At 41.4% G+C, this 22,344-nt stretch carries 21 protein-coding genes; 11 read left to right on the top strand and 10 right to left on the bottom strand.

The window, feature by feature from the left end; genetic code table 11:
* Positions 1–14: 14 nt before the first annotated feature.
* Both ACX3PU_RS05280 and ACX3PU_RS05275 read right to left on the bottom strand, forming a co-directional pair.
* Positions 15–851, bottom strand: coding sequence for a 1,4-dihydroxy-2-naphthoyl-CoA synthase (locus ACX3PU_RS05280; RefSeq protein WP_459083878.1), 837 nt, complete (start codon positions 849–851; stop codon positions 15–17).
* Between the two features lie 246 nt (positions 852–1,097).
* Positions 1,098–2,507 carry an APC family permease gene (locus ACX3PU_RS05275; RefSeq protein WP_459083877.1) on the bottom strand — a complete coding sequence of 470 codons (1,410 nt, stop codon included), beginning with the start codon at positions 2,505–2,507 and terminating at the stop codon, positions 1,098–1,100.
* Between the two features lie 86 nt (positions 2,508–2,593).
* Between ACX3PU_RS05275 and ACX3PU_RS05270 the strand changes: the two genes are divergently transcribed.
* Positions 2,594–3,052: a DUF4920 domain-containing protein gene (locus ACX3PU_RS05270; RefSeq protein ID WP_459083876.1), complete on the top strand. Its 459-nt coding sequence runs from the start codon at positions 2,594–2,596 to the stop codon at positions 3,050–3,052.
* 12 nt (positions 3,053–3,064) lie between these two features.
* On the opposite strand, the gene ACX3PU_RS05265 is transcribed toward ACX3PU_RS05270, so the two are convergent.
* Positions 3,065–4,171 carry a M14 family zinc carboxypeptidase gene (locus tag ACX3PU_RS05265; protein ID WP_459083875.1) on the bottom strand — a complete coding sequence of 369 codons (1,107 nt, stop codon included), beginning with the start codon at positions 4,169–4,171 and terminating at the stop codon, positions 3,065–3,067.
* 353 nt (positions 4,172–4,524) lie between these two features.
* Here ACX3PU_RS05265 and ACX3PU_RS05260 point away from each other — a divergent pair, with 353 nt between their 5' ends.
* Positions 4,525–5,616, top strand: a complete 1,092-nt coding sequence (locus tag ACX3PU_RS05260; protein WP_459083874.1) for a TerC/Alx family metal homeostasis membrane protein — start codon at positions 4,525–4,527, stop codon at positions 5,614–5,616.
* A 153-nt stretch (positions 5,617–5,769) separates the two neighbouring features.
* A complete protein-coding gene (locus ACX3PU_RS05255) occupies positions 5,770–6,315 on the top strand; it encodes a helix-turn-helix domain-containing protein (RefSeq protein WP_459083873.1) in 546 nt (181 codons plus the stop codon).
* Between the two features lie 134 nt (positions 6,316–6,449).
* Here the strand turns inward: ACX3PU_RS05255 and ACX3PU_RS05250 are convergent, their stop codons facing one another.
* From ACX3PU_RS05250 to ACX3PU_RS05240, 3 genes are read right to left on the bottom strand one after another with little or no spacing between them, the layout of a single operon-like run.
* Positions 6,450–7,106: a CoA transferase subunit B gene (locus ACX3PU_RS05250; protein WP_459083872.1), complete on the bottom strand. Its 657-nt coding sequence runs from the start codon at positions 7,104–7,106 to the stop codon at positions 6,450–6,452.
* Between the two features lie 5 nt (positions 7,107–7,111).
* The gene (locus tag ACX3PU_RS05245; RefSeq protein WP_459083871.1) at positions 7,112–7,810 is read right to left on the bottom strand and encodes a CoA transferase subunit A; all 699 of its coding nucleotides are present in this window, start codon (positions 7,808–7,810) and stop codon (positions 7,112–7,114) included.
* A 50-nt stretch (positions 7,811–7,860) separates the two neighbouring features.
* Complete coding sequence (locus ACX3PU_RS05240; RefSeq protein WP_459083870.1) at positions 7,861–8,028, bottom strand: hypothetical protein; 168 nt, start codon at positions 8,026–8,028, stop codon at positions 7,861–7,863.
* Positions 8,029–8,534: 506 nt separating this feature from the next.
* Here ACX3PU_RS05240 and rplS point away from each other — a divergent pair.
* The gene (gene rplS, locus ACX3PU_RS05235; RefSeq protein WP_459083869.1) at positions 8,535–8,891 is read left to right on the top strand and encodes a 50S ribosomal protein L19; all 357 of its coding nucleotides are present in this window, start codon (positions 8,535–8,537) and stop codon (positions 8,889–8,891) included.
* Between the two features lie 143 nt (positions 8,892–9,034).
* On the opposite strand, the gene ACX3PU_RS05230 is transcribed toward rplS, so the two are convergent.
* Positions 9,035–10,801, bottom strand: a complete 1,767-nt coding sequence (locus tag ACX3PU_RS05230; protein ID WP_459083868.1) for an aminopeptidase P family protein — start codon at positions 10,799–10,801, stop codon at positions 9,035–9,037.
* Between the two features lie 183 nt (positions 10,802–10,984).
* Between ACX3PU_RS05230 and ACX3PU_RS05225 the strand changes: the two genes are divergently transcribed.
* The 3 genes from ACX3PU_RS05225 to ACX3PU_RS05215 all read left to right on the top strand — a co-directional run bounded on the left by ACX3PU_RS05225 (position 10,985) and on the right by ACX3PU_RS05215 (position 15,025).
* Positions 10,985–12,538, top strand: coding sequence for a M20/M25/M40 family metallo-hydrolase (locus ACX3PU_RS05225; RefSeq protein ID WP_459083867.1), 1,554 nt, complete (start codon positions 10,985–10,987; stop codon positions 12,536–12,538).
* 182 nt (positions 12,539–12,720) lie between these two features.
* On the top strand, positions 12,721–14,346 hold the full coding sequence (pruA, locus tag ACX3PU_RS05220; protein ID WP_459083866.1) for an L-glutamate gamma-semialdehyde dehydrogenase: 1,626 nt from the start codon (positions 12,721–12,723) through the stop codon (positions 14,344–14,346).
* Positions 14,347–14,536: 190 nt separating this feature from the next.
* Entirely contained in the window at positions 14,537–15,025 is a 489-nt protein-coding gene (locus ACX3PU_RS05215; protein ID WP_459083865.1) for a copper resistance protein NlpE, read from the top strand.
* A 79-nt stretch (positions 15,026–15,104) separates the two neighbouring features.
* Here the strand turns inward: ACX3PU_RS05215 and ACX3PU_RS05210 are convergent, their stop codons facing one another.
* Entirely contained in the window at positions 15,105–16,127 is a 1,023-nt protein-coding gene (locus ACX3PU_RS05210) for a 3-oxoacyl-ACP synthase III family protein (RefSeq protein WP_459083864.1), read from the bottom strand.
* Positions 16,128–16,427: 300 nt separating this feature from the next.
* Here ACX3PU_RS05210 and ACX3PU_RS05205 point away from each other — a divergent pair, with 300 nt between their 5' ends.
* Entirely contained in the window at positions 16,428–17,327 is a 900-nt protein-coding gene (locus ACX3PU_RS05205; RefSeq protein WP_459083863.1) for a CorA family divalent cation transporter, read from the top strand.
* Positions 17,328–17,330: 3 nt separating this feature from the next.
* Here ACX3PU_RS05205 and ACX3PU_RS05200 read toward each other — a convergent pair whose 3' ends face one another.
* Entirely contained in the window at positions 17,331–18,143 is an 813-nt protein-coding gene (locus ACX3PU_RS05200) for an SDR family oxidoreductase (RefSeq protein ID WP_459083862.1), read from the bottom strand.
* A gap of 73 nt (positions 18,144–18,216) precedes the next feature.
* Here ACX3PU_RS05200 and ACX3PU_RS05195 point away from each other — a divergent pair, with 73 nt between their 5' ends.
* Positions 18,217–19,584, top strand: coding sequence for an aldehyde dehydrogenase family protein (locus ACX3PU_RS05195; RefSeq protein WP_459083861.1), 1,368 nt, complete (start codon positions 18,217–18,219; stop codon positions 19,582–19,584).
* A 194-nt stretch (positions 19,585–19,778) separates the two neighbouring features.
* Here ACX3PU_RS05195 and ACX3PU_RS05190 read toward each other — a convergent pair whose 3' ends face one another.
* Positions 19,779–20,354, bottom strand: coding sequence for a thioredoxin family protein (locus tag ACX3PU_RS05190; RefSeq protein ID WP_459083860.1), 576 nt, complete (start codon positions 20,352–20,354; stop codon positions 19,779–19,781).
* Positions 20,355–20,443: 89 nt separating this feature from the next.
* On the opposite strand from ACX3PU_RS05190, the gene ACX3PU_RS05185 reads away from it, so the two are divergent.
* Positions 20,444–21,325, top strand: coding sequence for a lysophospholipid acyltransferase family protein (locus ACX3PU_RS05185; protein WP_459083859.1), 882 nt, complete (start codon positions 20,444–20,446; stop codon positions 21,323–21,325).
* 13 nt (positions 21,326–21,338) lie between these two features.
* Positions 21,339–22,319 carry a glycosyltransferase family 2 protein gene (locus ACX3PU_RS05180; RefSeq protein ID WP_459083858.1) on the top strand — a complete coding sequence of 327 codons (981 nt, stop codon included), beginning with the start codon at positions 21,339–21,341 and terminating at the stop codon, positions 22,317–22,319.
* Positions 22,320–22,344 lie beyond the last annotated feature (25 nt).

Below are 22,344 nucleotides of genomic sequence, written 5' to 3'. Positions count from 1 at the left end.
TTAAAAAGTTTTTTTTATGAAATCCATTGGTCTTTACCAAAGTCAGGATCTCTTTTTTCTAAAAAGGCATTTCTTCCCTCCTTGGCCTCATCGGTCATGTATGCAAGACGTGTGGCTTCGCCAGCGAATACCTGCTGTCCCACCATCCCATCGTCCGTTAAGTTCATTGCAAACTTAAGCATGCGAATCGACATTGGGGATTTTCCTAAAATCTCTTGAGCCCACTCATAGGCTGTAGTTTCAAGCTCAGCATGAGGAATCACCTTATTCACCATACCCATTTCAAAAGCTTCCTTAGCACTGTAATTGCGTCCAAGGAAAAAGATTTCTCGGGCTTTCTTTTGACCTACCATTTTAGCTAGGTAAGCCGAACCGTACCCTCCATCAAAACTAGTCACATCGGCATCGGTTTGTTTAAAAATAGCATGCTCTTCACTCGCCAGCGTTAAATCGCAAACCACGTGCAAAGAGTGCCCTCCTCCTACGGCCCAGCCGTTGACCACAGCGATCACGACTTTGGGCATAAAACGAATAAGTCGTTGTACTTCTAAAATATTGAGTCGGTGTCTACCGTCTTCTCCTACATAGCCTTTTTGGCCTCTGGCTTTTTGATCTCCTCCACTGCAAAATGCATGGCCTCCGTCTTTGGGACTGGGACCTTCTCCAGTGAGCAAAACGACTCCGATAGACGGGTCTTCTGAGGCATCAAAGAACGCCTCATAAAGCTCTGAGGTCGTTTTTGGTCGGAAGGCATTGCGAACCTCTGGTCTGTTAAAAGCAATGCGGGCTACCCCACCGCTTTTCTTATACGTGATGTCCTCAAACTCCTTCACAGTTTTCCAATTCGTCATGTCGATAAATTTTTGGTAAAAATAGGCAAAAGAAGACCAATTTAAAAGAAGAAATCCATGCAAAAGAGCTTCGCAAAAGAAAAAAGCCTTAGAACGATAGCTCGTAAGGCTTTCTATATGGAGAATCCCACTTAACCATGGACTAAGACCTTTACTTTCCTGAGAACTCTATTGAGTGCGTAAAAAAGGGCCTATTCCTACCCAAAGGAAGGGATTCGAAGGCAGAGCGCGCCTTAAGGGCAGCTCCTATTTGGATTTTTTTCGATTCACAAAATAATACACAGGCAGACCTGCTAAAATGAGCAAAAATCCGGGCCATGTATACTGAGGTTTATAGAGGATAAGTAAGATACAGAATGCAGATCCAATCAAGAGGTAGAGAATCGGAGTTACGGGGTAAAGCCAGGCTTTGTATGGACGTGGAAGTTCTGGTTTTTTATAGCGAAGGTAAATGACCCCAAAGACCGTAATCATATAGAACAGCACAATGACAAACGAAATCATATCAAGAAGATCCCCATACTGCCCCGAGAGGGCAAGCACAGAGGCCCAGGCACCTTGCATCCACAACGATTTGCCCGGAACATCAAAACGGTTGTTTTCTTTCGCAGATTTGAAGAAAAGACCGTCTCTTGCCATGGATTGATACACCCGCGCACCTGCGAGCACAAGTCCATTAATGCATCCAAAGGTGGAAATCATGACCAAAAGGGCCATGACCACAGTTCCGCCGGTTCCAAGCATGACTTCAGCCACGGCGACAGCAGGTCTATTTTTATCCGCAAAGGCCATTCCATCGCGGTCTAATGCATTTAAGTACACAAAATTCACAAGCAAATAAAGCACCATCACTGCGCTGGTTCCAATCACCATCGAGCGTACTATATTCACCTTTGGGTTTTTCATCTCCCCCGACATAAACGTTACGTTTTCCCAAGCAACCGAACTAAAGACTGAGCCTACCATTGCAGCTGCAATTGCGCCCATTAAAGCCATTCCGCTAATGGGTTTCCAGTTTGTGGAAATTAAATCGTTTCCAACCTGCTCTCCTAAATTTTGAAAGGCATTCCATCCCATACTCAGGTTTTCCGTCCAATGGGAGTTTTTAATAAGCAAGAACCCAAAAATAATGATTCCCACCAGGGCTAAAATTTTACTCGCGGTAAATACATTTTGCAGAAGCTTTCCGTTCTTTACGCCTCGCGTATTGATATAAGTAAGAAATAAAATGACGACGATCGCAAGAATTTGAACGTAAGTAATTCGAAAGGTTCCACTTTGAAACAAAGGATCAGAATCGTTCAGTGCCGGAATTAAATAAGCGGTAAATTTTCCAAAAGCCATGGCCACTGCAGCAATCGTACCGGTTTGAATCACGGTAAAAAGACCCCATCCGTACAAGAATCCCGTCCTTTTGCCAAAAGTTTCCGTCATGTAGGTGTACTGCCCGCCCGCTTTAGGAAACATAGAAGAAAGCTCTCCGTAAGAGATTGCAGCCGAGATGGTCATGATCCCCGTAATCACCCATACGACGAGAAGCCAATAGCCGGAACCCAAATTTCTCATCATATCGGAACTGACGATAAAAATCCCACTCCCGATCATAGACCCCATCACGAGCATGATTCCGTCCCACAGCTTTAATTGTTTTTTCATAAAATTAGTTTGGAGACGTAAATATATCAAATAATTAAAAAAATAGGCATGGTGACTTCTAAAAATTTAACTATTTTTGCCCCACCATGAAATATATTGAAAGTAAACTAATCATTTTACTCTTGGGCCTGAGTACCTTTGTACTTGCGCAAAAGGTGGATTCTTCCAATTTAATTCCCTCCAAATCAGTACAAAAAGGCCAAACTTTTGGTGAAAAAGTAGGTTCTTCTCCTCGTACGCAATCCTTAAACTCTATTCAACAAACGGTTAAAGACGGAAAATCCAGCAAAAAAATAACCCTTCAGGGTGAAGTCACTCAGGTTTGTGAAAACAAAGGGTGTTGGATCGTCATTAAAACTCCAAAAAATGAAAAATTCTTAGTCCAGATGAAAGATTATGGTTTTTTCGTGCCTCAAGACATTCAGGGTAAACAGGTCTTATTAGAAGGAATTGCACAAGAGAGACAGCGCACGAAAGAAAGTGCTAAATCCAGCGACTCTACGCAAATCCGAATCCTGGCTAGCGGCATTGAAGTCGTCGACTAACCGATTCATTCTTTAGATGATTTCAAAATCCATTGGCTCGTCTAACTTCGGGTACTTTCGAGAACTTTTGAATTTCTTCCCTGTGCAATCGATTTCCACCCATCCCTTTTTCGAACTGCAATCTCCCACTTCTACTACGATGGGAACAAACGAAATATCTGGATTCTCTTCCTTTTTGACTTCTCGGTATTGAACTGCAATGTCGAGTATGCACTCGTAAGAGGTCTCTAATTTCACATTTCGATAGATAAGGTCATAGTGGGACTCTTTATTCTCTGGAAGCTCAAAATATGCTTCATATCCTTCTGTACTCCCTTTTAATTCCGCTATGAGTTGTAAAGCATAATAGAGGGCGATGGTATAATACTTTCTCGTTTCTTTTCTTAAGTAATCTCCCTGAAAATGTCCTCCTTCAAACAAGATCGTAGGAAGCCCCATCTTAGTGAAATTATCCCCCGTGGAACTCGGATAAAATTCATCGTTGTAGCGTGCCACTTGATTAGGAAGTAATCCTTGCATTAACTTTCCAAGTTCTGCGATGACCGCCATGGCCTTTTTTCTTGTAGGAGTAACCTCTCTTTCTTTATTCTCTGCAGGTGCAAGAAAACTTAGGGTTGCGGGGTGCACTCCGTCTGTGGAAAATAGGGTTCTTTGTTCATGTAGATTGAGTCCATAATCATAGGATCCGCTTTGCGCAATCATGCGCAAAATAGGAAACTCAAGACTTGAGTTGTATAAATAATCTCTATTTAGATCAATATCGAGTGCATTTCGTCGTGTCCAACGCAAAGATCCGTCAGGATTTAGCATCACGATGAAATCTAAGGTAATTCGAGAAAAAAGATCCTGTTTGAGGGCAGGAAGCTCCTGTAAAGTAAAAAGCATATCAAACAGCGCATGCGTTGAATTGCTCTCATTTCCATGCATTTGCGACCAAGCAAGCACACGAGTTCTTCCGGTTCCTAAGGAAACTTTATATATCGCTCTTCCCTCATGCGAGACTCCCACCTTCGATCGTAAACCGCTCAGATTCTCCTGTAGGAATTTTTCTACACTCTCGGGCGATATATAGCGATTAGGGAAATTAGGACAGGGGCGATAAAAGGATTCAAAACTCATGGTCATTCAATTTACAAAAATCAAAAATAGATTTTTTTTAAGTTTCCACAATGATTAACATTCCTAAATTAATCAAACAGGTCAAAATGTCAGAATGTCTGTGGATAATTTTGTGGATTGCATTAAATTCAATTCAACATTATCAATCTATTTAATTTCAAATAGTTACATTCTTCTATTAAATACTTACTTCATATTTACTTTAAGTGTTTATAACTTGTATTCTCCCCGTTTTGGAGTTATTAATTTAAACGTGCAAGCTTGTAAACTCCCTTAGTACTTCGATACTGTGTACATTTGTAAATTATTATAAAACTGAGTTTTTCAGTATCTTTGCCGTTATAATTAATTCTATGAACAACGAACTTTTATTTCTGGGAGGATTTCTTCTCTTCATTTTATTTATTCTAGCCATTGACCTAAACATGGGTCGTAAATCAGAAGGAATCGTCACGATGAAAAAAGCGGGTCTTATGAGCTTTTTCGTTGTGCTTCTTTCTATGGGGTTCTATTTTCTATTGACCACATACGGTCACCTACTCCACGGCATTGATTCCATGCAACAATTGCAAGAAGTCATTATAAAGCATAAACATCCCATTAAAATCATTCCGGGCAATTTTGAGCATTCCTTACAGCTCTACAATCAAAACCTAGGCTTAGAGTATCTAACAGGGTACATTGTGGAATACGCCCTTTCTGTAGATAATATATTTGTGATGATCCTAATTTTCTCCGCCTTTGGTGTAGCAGAAAAGAACTACCACCGTGTTTTGTTCTGGGGCATCTTAGGAGCTATTGTCCTACGTTTCATCTTTATCTTCATCGGAGCAGCGCTTATCGCCAAGTTCGGATGGATTATGTACGTATTTGGGGCCTTCCTTGTGATCACAGGAGTGAAGATGTTCTTAGAGAAAGACCAAGAGGATAAAATCGACCCTGAAAAGCACCCTGTGGTTAAATTCGCCAACAAGTATTTTAAGGTTCACAATCAGTTTGTAGGGCATAATTTCTTTGTCGTAATCGATGGAGTTAAGAAAATGACTCCCCTATTCCTGGTTCTATTAATCATAGAAGCCACCGATTTAATCTTCGCTGTGGATAGTATCCCTGCGATCTTCTCAGTAACCCACGACCCGTACATCGTGTTCTTTTCGAATATATTCGCCATTATAGGACTTCGATCTATGTTCTTCCTTCTAGCTGGAATTATCGACAAATTCAGATTCTTAAAAGTAGGACTCTCTTTCCTATTAACCTTTATTGGACTCAAGATGATCTTTCATCATACGCTTGAAGAATGGGGCTTCCAAACCTTCCATTCCTTAATCATTATCGTCTCGATTCTAGCGTTAAGCATACTTGCATCTCTGATATTCCCAGACCAGAAAAAGCAGCGTAAACTTAAGTACGATCCAGAGAATGATGAGAATTTCCGCCACTAATTTACAATTACAGATTACGTAAATATAGTAAAACCAATGCTTTAAGCGTTGGTTTTACTTTTGTAACTTGTGAATCTCTCCACCTGATTACATTTGTATTTTAATATTGTAAAAGATTGTTTTACATTTGTAATTAGTAAAAAAGCAATTGTTATGAGCTTAAATGAGAGAATTTCTGAAATTATTGAGTACACTCAGCTTTCTCCTTCTGAATTTGCAGATGCCGTGGAAGTTCAACGCTCCTCCATTTCCCACATTACCTCGGGACGAAACAAACCCTCACTCGACTTCTTAATGAAGGTGAGAGAAAAATACCCGGAACTCCAATGGGAATGGCTCATACTGGGCGAAGGCGAGATGCTCGCCCCTACGAAACCAGAGCAAGATCAAGGCGAGATTGAGGCCCCTTCAACCCCATCGATGCCTGATTTATTTGCTTTAATTAATGATGAAAACTTTGGAGTGACCGAGTCTGAAGACCGTATTTTGCCCTCGTCCTTTCCAAACCCTCAAGTAGAGAGAGCGCCAGAATCGCCTAAATCGCCTACTAGTTCACTCGGTTCCCTTTTAAACGATTCTCAGCCATTAGACGAGAAGCCTCGTGAAAACGAAGCGCAACCCTCTAATAATGAACCAAATAGAGTTAAAAGAATTGTGCTATTCTATGAAAATGGAAAATTTGAGAGTTTTGAGCCGTAAGTTAGGCTGCTTTTTTACACTCTCTTTTCTAAGGAAATACCTAAATATAAAATAGACCAAGTTTTCACTTGGCCTATTTTTAATCTGCTTTCACAGAGCTTTATGATCTAGATTTGTGTTTCTTCTATTTTGAGTTAGTCGAACTGCATCTCTGGAACGTCTCCTTTGATGATTAGCTTCGCCTCAGTGGCTGCAATCACTTCCTCCACTGACACCCCAGGAGCTCTTTCTAAGAGCACAAGTCCCTCGGAAGTCACTTCCATCACTGCTAGGTTAGAAACAATCTTTTTCACGCATCTTACGCCGGTAAGGGGCAGTGTACAATTCTTTAGTACCTTACTCTCTCCTGCTTTGTTAGTGTGCATCATCGCTACGATAATGTTCTCGGCGGAAGCCACCAAATCCATGGCACCTCCCATTCCTTTAACCATTTTCCCAGGAATTTTCCAATTGGCTATATCCCCCGTTTCTGAGACTTCCATAGCCCCCAAAATTGTTAAATCAACCTTTTGACTTCGGATCATTCCAAAACTAAAAGCGGAATCAAAAAACGAGGCTCCAGGAAGCGTAGTAATGGTCTGTTTTCCCGCATTAATTAAATCCGCATCTTCTTCCCCTTCTCTTGGAAAAGGGCCCATTCCTAGGACTCCATTCTCACTTTGAAATTCAACATTCAGATCTTTAGGGACATAGTTTGCCACTAGGGTTGGAATTCCAATGCCTAGGTTGACATAGTATCTATCTTCTACCTCTTTCGAGATTCGTTGTGCAATTTGTTCTTTTGTAAGCATTAGACCTAATCTTTTCGGGTGGTACGTTGTTCGATTCTTTTCTCAAATTGAGCTCCTTGGAAGATCCTTTGAACCATAATTCCTGGAATGTGAATCTCATTGGGATCTAGTTCACCAGGCTCCACAAGCTCTTCCACTTCGGCAATGGTAATCTTCCCGGCACCGGCCATTGGAAAATTAAAATTACGAGCGGTTCCTTTAAAGATAAGGTTTCCTGCATGGTCTCCTTTCCAAGCTTTCACAATGGAAAAATCCGCTTCAAACGCATGCTCTAAGATATGCATTTTACCATTAAACTCTTGGACCTGTTTCCCCTCAGCTACTTCCGTACCGTAGCCGGCAGGTGTATAAAAGGCAGGAATTCCGGCTTGAGCCGCTCTGCATTTTTCAGCAAGAGTTCCCTGTGGAGTGAGTTCTACATCCAATTCTCCACTTAGCATCTGACGCTCAAACTCTGCGTTTTCTCCTACATAGGAGGCTATCATCTTTTTAATTTGTTTTTTCTGCAGCAGTAAGCCTAATCCAAAATCATCAACCCCAGCATTGTTTGAAATGCAGGTTAAATCTTTAATACCCGATTCCACTAAGGCGGCTATGCTATTCTCTGGAATGCCGCACAGTCCAAAGCCTCCTAGCATGAGGGTCATACCGCTTTGGATATCCGCCGTGGCCTCTTTTGCATTGTTAACTCGTTTATCAATCATTGTCTTTACTTTTATTGTGCACTCCAGCGGCCATCTAAGGTAAAGGCCGATCAGGAAACTGCACTTGCGTTATCTGTTGCTAAAAATACGCATAAGTCTGCAATTTTCTCTATAGGAACGAAACTTTTTACAGCTTGCTTCTTTAGCATGATCTCTTCTACCACCTTGGCCTCGGACATTTCGTGGGGTTTTACTTGGTCTTTTATCTGCCCTTCCACTTAAGGAGTTTATGCATACCCAGGGCAAATGGCATTTGCCGTCATCTTGTAATTTACTCCCTCCATAGCCCATGTACTGACGATAGATTGATAAAGCGTACCAACTCTTGGGCTTTCTTCGCTGCTGTAAGTAGCTATGTTGAACAAGAAAATACCACTGTAGTGACCGAAAAGTGGTTCGTTCCATTTTGGAACTAACCACTCAACACGGTGCTATTAAGGAACAAAGTTGACAATCCTGCCTAGGGTTTAAAGCGTAGTTTGAAAGAAAGTTTTCTTAATAGAAAAGGTATATAACCAAACTCCTTATTTCAAAAAAAATGCTACAATATTGAATTAAAGAATTTTATTTAGGACATGATTGAAATTAAAACGAATAAATATAAGTAGACTCACAATAAATAGTTGCAGAATTAAAATTTTGTTGTATTTTTGCAACCTGTTAACCAACCTCTGACGAAGGACGTGCATGTTGCTTAGCTTTGACATATTTTTTTTATTAAAAAATGGATTTATTACAGTACGTACAAGACAAGTACATTACAAAAAAAGAATTCCCAGAATTCAAAGCCGGTGACACCATCACTGTGTATTACGAAATTAGAGAGGGTGCTAAAACAAGAACTCAGTTCTTCAAAGGAACCGTAATTCAATTAAGAGGAACCGGAGGTACCAAAACATTTACCATTCGTAAGATGAGTGGTGAGGTTGGAGTAGAGAGAGTTTTCCCACTTAACCTTCCTGCACTTCAAAAAATTGAAGTAGACCGTAGAGGTAAAGTAAGAAGAGCTAGAATCTTTTACTTCAGAGATCTTAGAGGTAAAAAAGCGAGAATTAAAGACGCTTCTTACAAAAAGAAATAAGGTAATTCAGACTACAACGATAGAAAAACCACCTAAGCTTCACGCTTTGGTGGTTTTTCGTTTAATAGTACTCTGGAAGTTTCCACAAATAAAAAGTCGCCCAAAAATAGGCGACTTTCTATATATAGTTTAGAGAAAAGGTCTTAGATCGGTTTCACCATTTCTAGGAACCACTCTTTTACTTCTCCATTTAGATGGGAAGAGAGTTTTTTAGAAACCCATCTATGGTACTCATTTAACCACTCAATTTCCTCCTGAGCCAATAGATCTTTTTGAATCGCACTGGTAAAGAAAGGACAAATCGTAAGAGTTTCAAACTCGTAAAACTCTCCAAAGGCGGTTGTTTCGGATTTCTTCACTGCAATTAGGTTTTCATGACGAATCCCGTACTCATTCTCAATATAGAGTCCCGGTTCGTTTGACACGACCATTCCTGGAATTAGATCTTGAAAATTCATATCCTTACGGATGTTTTGAGGACCCTCATGAACATTCATGAAACTTCCAACTCCGTGTCCGGTACCGTGGTTGTACTCCTTCCCTTCCATCCATAATGGAAGTCTTGCAATGGCATCCAAATGCACGCCTTTCGTTCCTTTTGGGAATTTCACGCGAGAGAGTCGGATCATTCCTTTTAGCACAAGAGTACTGTCTCGTTTGTACTGCTCACTTACCTCTCCTAAAGGAAATGTCCTAGTAATGTCCGTGGTTCCTTCTAAGTACTGACCTCCGGAATCAACTAAAATACTTCCTTTGGCCTCTACAATCTCACTTGCAGTTTCAGAAGGTGCATAATGTGGAATGGCGTCATTGCCTTTGTATCCCACAATACTTCCAAAACTAATTCCCACAAAATTCTCCCCTTCACTACGGAAACCTTGTAGTTTTTGAGCAATCGAATATTCACTCATTACCTCTGTTCCTACAGACGTTGTAAGCCAGTGTAAGAACTTAACCATCGCCACACCGTCTCGAACCATCACGGTTCTAAACCCTTCTAGTTCGGTTTCATTCTTGATGGCCTTCATTAAGTTTCCAGGAACTGGAGCTTTAAGGATTTCATTTCCTTCTAAGGCCACAAAAATAGCTTGGTTGCTGTTTGGAGAAACCAAAACCGATTTCCCTTTTTGTGACTTTAAGTACGGATAAAATTCTTCGTAAGGTTTAATCTCTACTGAAGCTGCTTGCAGGTGGTTTCTTACTTCCTGATCCACTTTCGATTCGTCTACAAATAGATAAGCGGAGTCTAGAGAAATCACAACGTATCCTAGGAAAACAGGATTGCATTCTACATCACTTCCTCTTAAGTTTAAGGTCCAAGCCACATCGTCCAAACTGGAAATCACATGCAGATTTGCATTTTGCGTTTCCATTTTCTGACGAATCGCGCTCAATTTATCTTCTACACTTTGGCCTGCGCGCTCTAAAGGATGCACAAAAACGGGGTTTTTGATTTCTTCTCCTCGCTCGGTCCAAACGGCATCTAACAAAGGAAGGTCCACAAGGGTAATTCCTTTGTCTTTTAAGCCTTGGCTCATTTCCTCCCAGCTGCTATTGGCGGCTGCAAAGGCGTTCGTGGCAACCACTCCTCCTTCTTTCACTTCCTGTTTAAGCCACGTAACATAATCGGGAACTCCATCCGCTCCCATTTTCATCAATTCAAAATCAGATCCTTTCAGCTCCTTAGGGGCTTGGATAAAATAACGTCCGTCCGTCCAAACACCTGCCTTGTCTCTAGTAAGAACCGCAAATCCTGCGGATCCTGTAAACCCAGTGAGCCATGCACGTTCTTTCCACTGCTCAGGCAAATATTCGCTCATGTGTGGATCTGCGGAAAACACCACAAAGGCATCGATATTTTTGGCTTCCATCTCCTTGCGAAGCAAAGCCACTTTTTCTTTTGAAGTCATATTCTTTAAGTATTAAAACGTTAAAGTTACGGAATTTAGTTTTTTTAATCCTTTTCAAGAAGACCTTTTTTCACAAAGCATGGAGATGAATTCAAAAAGCAAATTGCGTAAAAGCTCGACTACAAGCGCAGTGTAAGGGTTTTATTTCAAATATTTTTAATATCTTCATCAAAAATTTAATTAATGAGGAATTTTACACGAATTATGACGGTTTCCCTATCGCTTACGGTAGGCCTCGTAGCAGCTCAGAATCAGCAGGCTATGGTGGATCAAATCATGAAAGAAACCTATGAAAACTCTCAACTTGAACCCCTTGCGTTTGAGTTACTAGACGGGATCGGCCCTAGACTTGTGGGAAGTCCAAAAATGCAACAAGCCCACGACTGGGCAGTAGCCAAGTTCAAGACTTGGGGCATTGAGGCTAAAAATGAGCAGTGGGGAGAATGGAAATCATGGGAAAGAGGAACTTCCTCTGCTACGATGGTGTATCCCTACACAAAATCTCTAGAAGCTATGCAGCTGGCTTTCAGCCCTGCAACCAGCTCAAAAGGAGTGACTGCGGAAGTCATCATGCTTCCTGTATTCAAAACCAAAGCGGAATTCGAAAAATGGCTTCCCCAAGTAAAAGGAAAACTTGTGATGGTATCTCAATACCAATCAAGCGGTAGACCCGATTACAATTGGAAAGAATTTGCAACCGAAGAATCTTACAAGGCTTACCAAGAAAGAACTCGCGCAGAAAGCAAAGCATGGAACGAAAGTCTTGCGGTTTTAGGACTCTCATGGAGAAGTCTTAACAAGCCTTTTGAAGAGGCTGGTGCTGCAGGTCTTGTGTGGAGCAATTGGAGCCGCGGATTTGGGGTGAATAAAATATTCTCAGCAGGAACGAAAAAAATCCCTGTAGTAGACGTCTCTTTAGAAGATTACGGACAACTTTACCGTATGCTTCAAAATGGGATTACTCCAAAACTTAACATCGTAACTTCAAGCAAAGACCACGGAATGGCACCGACATTCAACACCGTGGCTGAAATTAAAGGAAGTGAAAAACCAAATGAATATGTGATTCTTTCTGCCCATTTTGACTCTTGGGACGGAGGAACTGGAGCGACCGACAACGGTACGGGTACCATTACTATGATGGAGGTAGCCCGTATTCTTAAAAAATACTACCCGAACCCAAAACGTACCATTATCGTAGGATTATGGGGAAGTGAAGAACAAGGCCTTAATGGATCAAGAGGCTATGTATCGATGCACAAAGACAAAATGGACGGTATCCAAGCGGTGTTCAACCAAGACAACGGAACGGGAAGAGTTCAAAACGTAAGTGGACAAGGTTTCTTAAATGCTTACGATTATTTAGGACGTTGGTTTAGTGCAGCGCCTTCCAAATTGACCCGAGACATTAACTTTACCTTCCCAGGAACTCCCGGCGGCGGAGGAAGTGACCACGCTTCTTTCGTAGCGGCTGGCGCCCCTGCTTTTATGCTAGGATCTCTTAACTGGGCGTATGGAAGTTACACTTGGCATACGCAAAGAGACACGTACGACAAGATCGTATTTGACGACATCAAAAACAACGTCGCTCTAATCGCAATTTTGACTTACATGGCAAGCGAGGATCCTGAAAAGTCTTCCAACCAAAAAATCAACCTTCCAGTGAACCCTAGAACTGGGAAACAAATGGAATGGCCAAAAGTATCAGAACCTACCCGCAAAGGAGGTCTTGACTAAATTTAAATTTTCTATAGGTCCGTCTGGTTTTTAAACTAGGCGGATTTTTTTGTTTTACCCCGCACGGGATATAAAAAAGCAAGGCCATTCACGGCGTTTCTCATCCGTAGAAACTTTGTCTTTCCACTTAAATCCCTTAACTTTGTACATACTCAAATTTTAATCTAAAAATCAATAAAAATATGTCTAAAGCTATTTCTCAGGTGCCATTCGCAGTGAATGAACCGGTAAGAACTTACGAACCGGGTTCTCCGGAAGTAAAATCACTCATTGCTACCTACAAAAAAATGTGGAAAGAAAAAGTGGCAATTCCAATGATTATTGGTGGAAAAGAAGTGACTACCAAAACCGAGGTAAAAATCTCTTCTCCTCAAGACCATAAGCACAATCTTGGATTCTACTATGAGGGGAACATGAAGCATGTAGACAGTGCCATTAAAGCAGCTCTTGATGCGAAAGAAAAATGGAATGCTCTAGGGTGGGAACACCGCGCAGCGATCTTCTTAAAAGCAGCCGATTTACTTGCAGGACCTTACCGCGATAAATTGAATGCAGCGACCATGATTGGTCAAGGTAAAAACGTACACCAAGCGGAAATTGATGCGGCTTGTGAATTTATTGACTTCCTACGTTTCAACGTAGAATTCATGACTGAACTCTACAGCGAACAGCCTGTTTCTGACGAAGGAATTTGGAACCGTTCTGAATACAGACCGTTGGAAGGATTTTGTTTTGCAATTACTCCTTTTAACTTTACTGCTATCGCTGGGAACCTTCCAACCTGTATGGCTCTAATGGGAAATGTAGTGGTCTGGAAACCTTCCAACATGCAAATCTATTCTGCAAAAGTAATTATGGAGGTGCTTACGGAAGCTGGTCTACCTGCTGGAGTAATCAACATGGTCTTTGCAGACGGAGCAGATACCGCTAAACGCGTTCTTTCTCACCCAGACTTTGCTGGACTTCATTTCACTGGATCCACGCCTGTTTTCCAAAGCATGTGGAAAATGATTGGGGAAAACATCCACCAATACAAAACCTACCCTAGAATCGTAGGAGAAACCGGAGGGAAAGACTTTGTAATGGTTCACCCTTCTGCCAATGTAGAAGCCGTGGCAACAGCCCTTGTAAGAGGTGCTTTCGAATACCAAGGTCAAAAATGTTCAGCTGCTTCACGAGCGTACCTTCCTAAATCTTTGTGGAAAGACGTGAAAAAAGTAATGGACGCTCAATTAAAGACTATCAAAGTGGGATCTCCAGAAGATCCATCGAACTTTGTCAATGCAGTGATTGATAAAAAATCCTTTGACAAATGTGAAGGGTATATTGAGAGAGCTAAAAAATCAAAAGATTCAAAAGTTATTTTCGGAGGGAAATGCGATGGTAAGAAAGGATGGTTTGTAGAACCTACCGTGATCGAAACCACCAATCCTCAGTACGAAAGTATCTGCGAAGAAATCTTTGGCCCTATTCTTACGGTTTATGTATACGAAGACAAAGCTTGGGATGAAACCTTAGAGTTAGTAGATCAAACCTCTCCTTACTCTCTAACTGGGTCCATTTTCGCTCAAGACCGTTACGCGATTGCAGAGGCATACACTGCACTTGAAAATGCATCCGGTAACTTCTATATTAACGACAAACCTACGGGTGCCGTTGTAGGACAACAACCTTTTGGAGGGGCTAGAGCCTCAGGAACCAATGACAAAGCAGGATCTAAAATGAACCTTCTTCGTTGGGTTTCTGTTCGTTCAATCAAAGAAACCTTTGTTTCTCCAAAAGACTACAAATACCCTTTCTTAGGCTAAGCCAAAGAAGAATTAATTCTTAGAAAGACCTCGCGCAAAGCGGGGTCTTTTGTTTTACCCACTTCTTGCAAGACTGAATAAGCAAAATAGCAAGAACACGGGAAATGCACTGCGCTTTTAAAATGCAAATAAAAGCACCCGCACAAGGCCTTTAGCACAATTTTTGAATCTATACCTTCAAATAAACAAGATGAAAAAACCGATTATACTTTCTGCAGCATTCTTACTCTTTCAAGGTTCTTGCCAGAAAAAACAAACCGAGACGACTACAAACCCAGCGGATACCATTACCATAGCCTCGCTAGAGGATTCCACAAGTGCACAAGAGATTCCTACTGGAGATACCACGCAGAACTCTTTAGATTGGCAAGGCACCTATAAAGGCACACTTCCGTGCGCTTCTTGTAGCGGAATTGAAACGACTCTTACTTTAAATATGGACGGTAAGTACACCTTAAATCAAGTGTATGAAGGGGCAGATCCAAAGGATGGGGCAGAATTTAAGGAAGAAGGCACATTTCAGTTTAGTAAAGACGGGTCCTACATTAGCCTCAAGGCAAACGAAAAGGACAATACGCCTACTCCCTCTGTGTACTTTGTCGCGGAAGGACACCTATTTCAAGTAACCCAAGTTGGGGATCGAACCTTCAACCCGCAATACAAACTAATGAAAAAGTAATTCTTCAAATAGACACGTCTATACAAAAAAGACTACTTGAAAATGAATCAAGTAGTCTTTTTTTAAATTGTATTTTCTTCTAATATTCAAACAAGACACTTCCCCATGTGAAGCCACTTCCAAAAGCAGAAAGTAGCACAAGGTCTCCCCTGTTTACCTTTCCTTTTTCCACAGCCTCTGCAAACGCTAAAGGGATTGAAGCGGCAGTGGTATTTCCAAATCGCTCAATATTGTTGTAAACCTGATCGTCTTTTAAACCCAATTTCTTTTGAACAAACTGCGCAATTCTTAAATTCGCTTGATGCGGGATGAATACATCTAGATCCTCTACCGTTTTACCTGCCTCAGCAAGGGCTTCCAGCATCGTTTCAGGGAACCTTGTGACGGCATGCTTGAATACGAAATTTCCATTCATGTAGGGATATATTTCAGTGCTTGTAACCGCCTCTGGCTCAAGTCTCATTCGATCGCTCCATCCGTACTTAGATCCTGGAAATTTCGTGCACAGCTCCTCGGCATATTTCCCCTCAGAGTGCATGTTGAAGGAGAGAATGTCTCCTTTCTCGTCTTCACTAGCACGAGAAAGAACCACGGCTCCCGCACCGTCACCAAAGATGACCGAAACCCCTCGACCCTCGTCGGAAAAATCAAGTCCAAAGGAATGCACCTCTGCTCCTACCACCAAAATGTTTTTGTACGTACCTGATTTAATAAAAGCATTTGCAACACTTAATGCGTAAACAAAGCCTGAGCATTGGTTTCTAACATCGAGTGCACCGATGGTAGCACAGCCTAGTTGTTCTTGCAGCAAGACTCCACATCCTGGAAAAAAATAATCCGGTGAGAGCGTTGCAAAAACGATGAAATCAAGGTCTTTCGCCTCTAATTTTGCATTCTCTAAGGCCATTTGACTTGCTTTTAGCCCTAAATAGGAAGTCGTTTCTTCGGCATCGTTACGCTCCTTTCGGTGATGACGCTGTTTAATCCCAGTTCTCTCTGTGATCCATTCATCGTTTGTGGTCATTAACTTTGACAAATCGTCATTCGTAACGACATTCTCGGGAACATAGTATCCAGTCCCTTTGATGATACTTCTTATCATAATTCGTATTCGTTTATCGTTTTGCTTTTCTTTCTTTTTCTAAGTAAGTAAGTTGATTCTTAAGACCCCTTACAAATTACAGTAAATATAAGAAAAAGAGTGAGAATGGGTTTTTTTTCAACTCTTTCTTATGAATTTTCACGACGTGCAAAGCGTGGGCGACGGGTAAACGCATTGCGAGGGAATCGCTCAAGTTCGAAAAAAGACAGTATAAATTTACACATTGCAATCTCTTATGTTAAAATTTGTACTAAATTCGTTATCTAAACTTGCAGCACCTCCAACCTATTCCCCTTTAAGATGCCCTTAGAAACCCTTTATCAAAATGACCAGTGCCAATGGCTAGATCTGGAAAAACCGAGTGCAGAGGACTTAGAAAATCTCCACAAGGAACATAAGATTGGACGACTTCTCTTAGAAGACGTCGTCGATCCCAATCACCTACCGAAATACGAAAAAGACGAAAATCTCGAATTCTTCCTTGTTCGGGAAAGCACAGGTTCAACCCAAGGTGCGCACAATGCGATAAGCGACATCTCGACAAAAATTGGTGTTTTTTTAATGGGTTCGAAAATCATTACGGTTCACCGACTTCCCAACACAAGCATACAAAAAGCAAAAGAGCATCTGCACTCCAAAAAGAACCCCCTCCGCGCGGAGGATATTCTCCTTAGGATTGCTCTAGAAGTCATTCAAACCTTTGATCAAGAATCTCAGGATATTTTTGAAATCTTAAACAAAAAAGAGGAGCAAATCTTTTTGAAGAAAGGGGACCGAGCCAACCAACTTCGAGGACTCTACAAACTAAAGAGAAAAATCGGACTCTCGATCCGTATCCTTAACAATTCCTCTCAGTGGGTTGAAAAGTTTGCGCATCTTGAGCTGTCCAGTACACAATCGACCGACCTACATGATAAATACGTTGATGTCATGACCGATTATGAGCATATGCTCTCTCAAATCACAAATTTGATTTCCCTGTTCTTGGCCATTTCGGACCAGAAAGCCAACTATGTGATGAAGGTTCTTGCCATCTATTCTATGTACTTTTTACCCCTTAGCTTTATCGTGGGACTTTACGGAATGAATTTTCAACACATGCCCGAGCTAAGTAGCCCGTACGGGTACATTGGGGTGCTACTTGTCATGGCCACCATTGTGATTGTCACATACATTTATGTAAAACGGCGAAAATGGTAAGCATTATTTTGGAGTACGTCCTTTGAATTCATTCATGGTGTCGTAAATCCCAAATACATCACGCATAACCCATTGGTATACTTTAGCAGGTAAAATCCCTTGCGTAAGCCTTATGAACCAATAAGGAAGCGGGAGTGCTAGTAATCCGGAATGCTTTTCAATGGCTCTCATAATTTTTTCGGAGGTTTTTTCCGGATCCAAAATCGGAAGTAGCTTCGATTTTACGCCGTCAAACATTCCCGTATTTATGAAAAAGGGCATAACGGTTGTGACATGCACCTCTTTTTTGAGCTCCTCCATCTCCAGACGAAGACTGTCACTCCAGCCGGTTAACGCCCACTTAGAGGCCGCATAGACCGCCATTTTCGGATTTGAAATCAGTCCTGCCGAAGAGGCAATATTACAGATGGAGCCGCTGTTCTTAGCCATCATCGGTCCTAGAAACTCTTTCGCAATTAGCATAGGGCCGGTGGAATTAACCCGAAGGGACTGCTCAATCTGAAAACCCGAGTTTTCATGAAAATAGCCTTTAAAAACAACGCCTGCATTGTTAATCAAAACGTCCACTGCGCCGTGCTTTTCAAAAACCTGCTTTGCTGCCTGCGTAATTTCCTCGCTTTTAGAAACATCTACCCTATAGATATCCACGCTTCCGCCTAGACTTTCAAATTCTTGCGAAACCGCCTCAAGGGCCTCCAGGTTTAGATCCCATAGCAAAAGGGATTTACAGCCCCTTTCAAGGCTTTTTCTAGCCATAATTTTTCCGATGCCAGAGGCACCTCCCGTAATCAGGACGGTTTTATGTTGAAAGTTCATATAAATTCCTTTTTCTAAGTTTCCTTTAATGAATTTAAAAAGTGCTAATTTTACAAATAAGCAATTAAATATAATGAACTTTCAAGATATAATCTCTACCCAGAGAACCTTTTTTCAGTCGCATAAGACCAAAGATTTAAAATTCAGAAGAATTCAATTAGAACTTCTCAATTCTACGCTCAAGAAAAATGAAAATCTACTCTATGAAGCGCTTGAGAAAGATTTGGGTAAGTCCCGATTCGACACGTATGCAACCGAACTTTCTATGGTTTATAGTGAACTGGGTTACTATTTGAAGAATCTCCGTTCTTTATCTCAGCCTAAGAGAGTAAGAACCAACCTTGCAAACCTTCCAGGACAAAGCCGCATCTATCTAGAGCCTTTAGGCTCAGTTTTGGTCATGGCTCCATGGAACTATCCGCTTCAACTCTCCTTATGCCCTGCAATCGCTGCCCTTGCGGCTGGGAATACGGTGATTCTAAAACCGAGTGAACATGCACCTCACACGATGGCACTCCTCACTAGTCTAATCAACTCCACATTTTCATCTCATTCCTTTTACTGCGCAAAGGGAGGACAAGAAGTTGCAAGTGAACTACTAAAATACAAATGGGATAAGATCTTTTTCACAGGAAGCACCAAAGTCGGGAAAATCGTTTACGAAGCTGCCGCGAAACATTTGACCCCTGTCACTCTCGAACTTGGAGGGAAGTCTCCTGCGATCGTTACGCGTTCTGCCGATCTAAAAACAGCAGCCAAAAGAATCGTGTGGGGAAAATTTCTAAATGCGGGACAAACCTGCGTGGCACCGGATTATGTATTAATAGACTCTGCAATTGAATCCGAGTTTTTGTCGCACGTGACACATTACCTTAAGAAGTTTCGATACGAAGCCCAAAGTACGCATTACGCGAAGATCGTCACCCCTTCTCATTTCGAAAGGCTGGAAGGCCTCTTAGAGGGAGAGGATCCCTATTATGGGGGCAATCGAAATAAAGAAACCCTTTATTTTGAACCTACCGTCATTCGCGGCGTCACTAGGGAGAGTCCGTTAATGCAAGAAGAAATATTTGGACCTATTTTACCGATCCTCTCATACAGCTCTTTTTCACAGGCTCTTCAGAGCGTACTTCACGACGAAAAACCTCTAGCGGCCTATCTTTTCTCAAATCGAAATGTGGAAAAAGAGGCCTTTTTAACTCAGCTTTCCTTTGGTGGGGGCTGCATAAACGATGTCGTTATGCATCTCACCAATCCGAGTTTACCCTTTGGCGGAGTGGGCTCTTCAGGAATGGGCAGTTACCATGGAGAAAAGGGCTTTCTCACTTTTTCCCATGAAAAATCAATACTTAAGCGAACCACTTGGGGAGAGCCCTCAATTAAATATCCTCCCTACTCGAAGTCCAAATTAAAATGGATTAAAAGACTTATGTCAATTTGAGTGTGCGCCGTAGCTTAGGATTCTGCTACCGAAATGGCATCCTTTGAATACGACCTAAAATTTAATTTGGGAAGTAATGCCTACTCTTTTTTCTAAACCGAAACTATAAATTCGCCTTTTGTACTGGATAAGAAAGCAAAAGGGCTCGCTTTACAGCTGAGCCCTAGACGAATCTTTCTTGTTTCCGTTGCCGCTTATGCCTTTGGCTTCCACGCATTGAAAAATGCTTTCACCTTCTCTAGGCTGTAGCCCTTATCCTGCTCTAAACTTCCACTCTCTTGGGTGTGAATTTGCTTTCCGTTTTTATCAAGGACGATAAAAACAGGATAGCCGAACTCATCCCCAGGATTCCCATAGCTTGCAAAAACTTTTTCGTTTTTGTTCTTTGGCGAATAATTCAAATGGTAATAAAGGTAATTCTGATCAATTATTTCTTTTAACTCTGGCGTGGTTTGTACGTACTGATTAAATCGCAAACACCAAATACACCAGTTCCCACCGGCTTGAAGTATAATGTTCTTGTTTTCTTTTTGAGCTTGCACCACGAGTTCTTTAATTTTGGCTTCTGCATCTTCTGTCTCACTATAGGGCTTGGGAAGAGCGGCCTTTTCTTTTTCTTGATCCGCTTTCTTCTTCGCAGCAATTGCCGCACTATCCTGCACTTCAACTAATGTAGAGTCCACTGTCGTCTTGCCCGTTTCACTTTTCTTTGCACAAGAAAAAAGGGTTAAAGAAAAGACGGCGAGGGCTAAAATTTTGATTTTTTTCATCTTAATAAGTTCAAATTGGAATCAAAAATACAGCTTTTATTTTACTCTTTACTTTGTCTCGGGATTTAATTCTTAAATTTGTACACTTTATGAAGGTACTCTTACGCTTATTCCTTTGGATCTCAAAACTTCCCTTGTGGTTGCATTACGGCATGTCTGATATTCTGTACTTTCTAAATTATTATTTGATCGGGTACCGAAAAAAAGTAGTGAGAACCAATCTTCAGAATGCCTTTCCAGAAAAAAGCAAAGAAGAAATCTCGAAAATTCAAAAAGAATTCTATCGAAATTTTACGGATTATCTTGTGGAAACTGTAAAGCTTTGGAGCATTACAGAGCGAGAATTGAGAGTACGTGTACAGCATATCAATCAGAACTTATTTCAAGAAGCAAAAGAGGAAGGGAAAAACGTCATCCTTTTAGCGGGTCATGTCTTTAACTGGGAGTGGATTTCTGCATTAGCCACCTCGCTTCCTCAATCCCACTCCTATCCGGTTTATCGAAAAATCAACAATTCGTTTTGGGATCAGCAGATCTTGAAAATCCGAAACCGATTTCAAAACCAGTCTCTTGAAGATAAAGACGTCATAAAACATATTTTAAGTCATCCCAATGACGGGGACTCCGTCTATATGTTTGTCGCGGATCAATCCCCCCACCACATGAATGTAGACAAAGGTCTTGATTTTTTAAATCAAGAGACCCCGGTGTTTATTGGGTACGATAAACTCGCCACACGAAAGGATCTTATCTTCATTTATTGCGAGATGAAAAAGGTAAAACGTGGCTATTACCAAATTAACTACAAAAGAATTTACCCTGAACAGGAGCACTTTGTTCCTTTCGAAGTGGTACAAAAATTCCATCATCTTTTAGAAAATACAATTCAAAAAAGACCTGCAAATTACCTTTGGTCCCACCGCAGGTGGAAATACCAAAAGCAGATTAAAAGTCTACTTCCGCCCCTATAATGCTTTGATTCCTATGACTTCAACTCCTGATTTAGCCATTGCCATTTTGAATTGGAACGGAAAAAAATGGCTCGAAAAATTTCTTCCCTCGGTTGCAATGCACTCAGAAGGTGCCCAAATCTATGTGATCGACAACGCCTCGAGCGACGATTCGATTGACTTTTTGAACGAGAATTACCCTCAAGTTCAAATCGTGGTCAATGCGCAAAATCATGGCTTTGCCGCAGGATATAACGAAGGGTTAAAAAAGATCAAAGCGAAATTCTATTGTCTTTTAAATTCCGACGTAGAAGTGACTGCAGACTGGCTTTCTGCGCCACTTGAACTCTTCTACGCGCGTCCTGACATTGCCGCAATTCAGCCCAAAATCCTTAGCTATTCGCAAAAGGATACCTTTGAATTTGCAGGTGCTGCAGGCGGACTGATTGACAATTTAGGCTATCCTTATTGCCGTGGAAGAAAATTTGACACCCTTGAAAAAGACCTAGGACAATACAACGACCAAACGGAAATATTCTGGGCCTCTGGCTGCTGTCTTTTTATTCGAAGCAAAGATTTCTGGGTACAAGGGGGATTTGACGAGCGGTTTTTCGCCCATCAGGAAGAAATTGACCTATGCTGGAGACTCAAAAATTCGGGGAGAAAAATTTTCTATACGGGATTTTCGAGCGTGTACCATGTGGGGGGTGGAACCCTAAATAAGCAAAGTCCACAAAAGACCTATCTAAACTTCCGCAACAACCTATCCATGCTGCTTAAGAACCTTCCTTTCCCTTCTTTACTAGGCCTGATTTTTCTTCGCCTTTGTCTGGATGGAATTGCAGGCATTCGTTTTGGAATCCAAAACGGACTGCCTCACCTTTGGGCCGTGGTACGAGCGCACTTTGCATTCTATAAAGAGGCCAAAGAAACCTGGAAGAGAAGAGGAGCCTACCAAATGAAAAAATACTACCAAAGCAAATGGCTTATTTTCAGACATTTTCTTTTGAAATAACGCTCGGAATTAAGTAAATTGAACT

This window comes from Chryseobacterium sp. A301 (assembly GCF_054489425.1).
The sequence above is the reverse complement of the archived record's forward strand: the minus strand, read 5'-3'. Positions and strand labels throughout refer to the sequence as shown.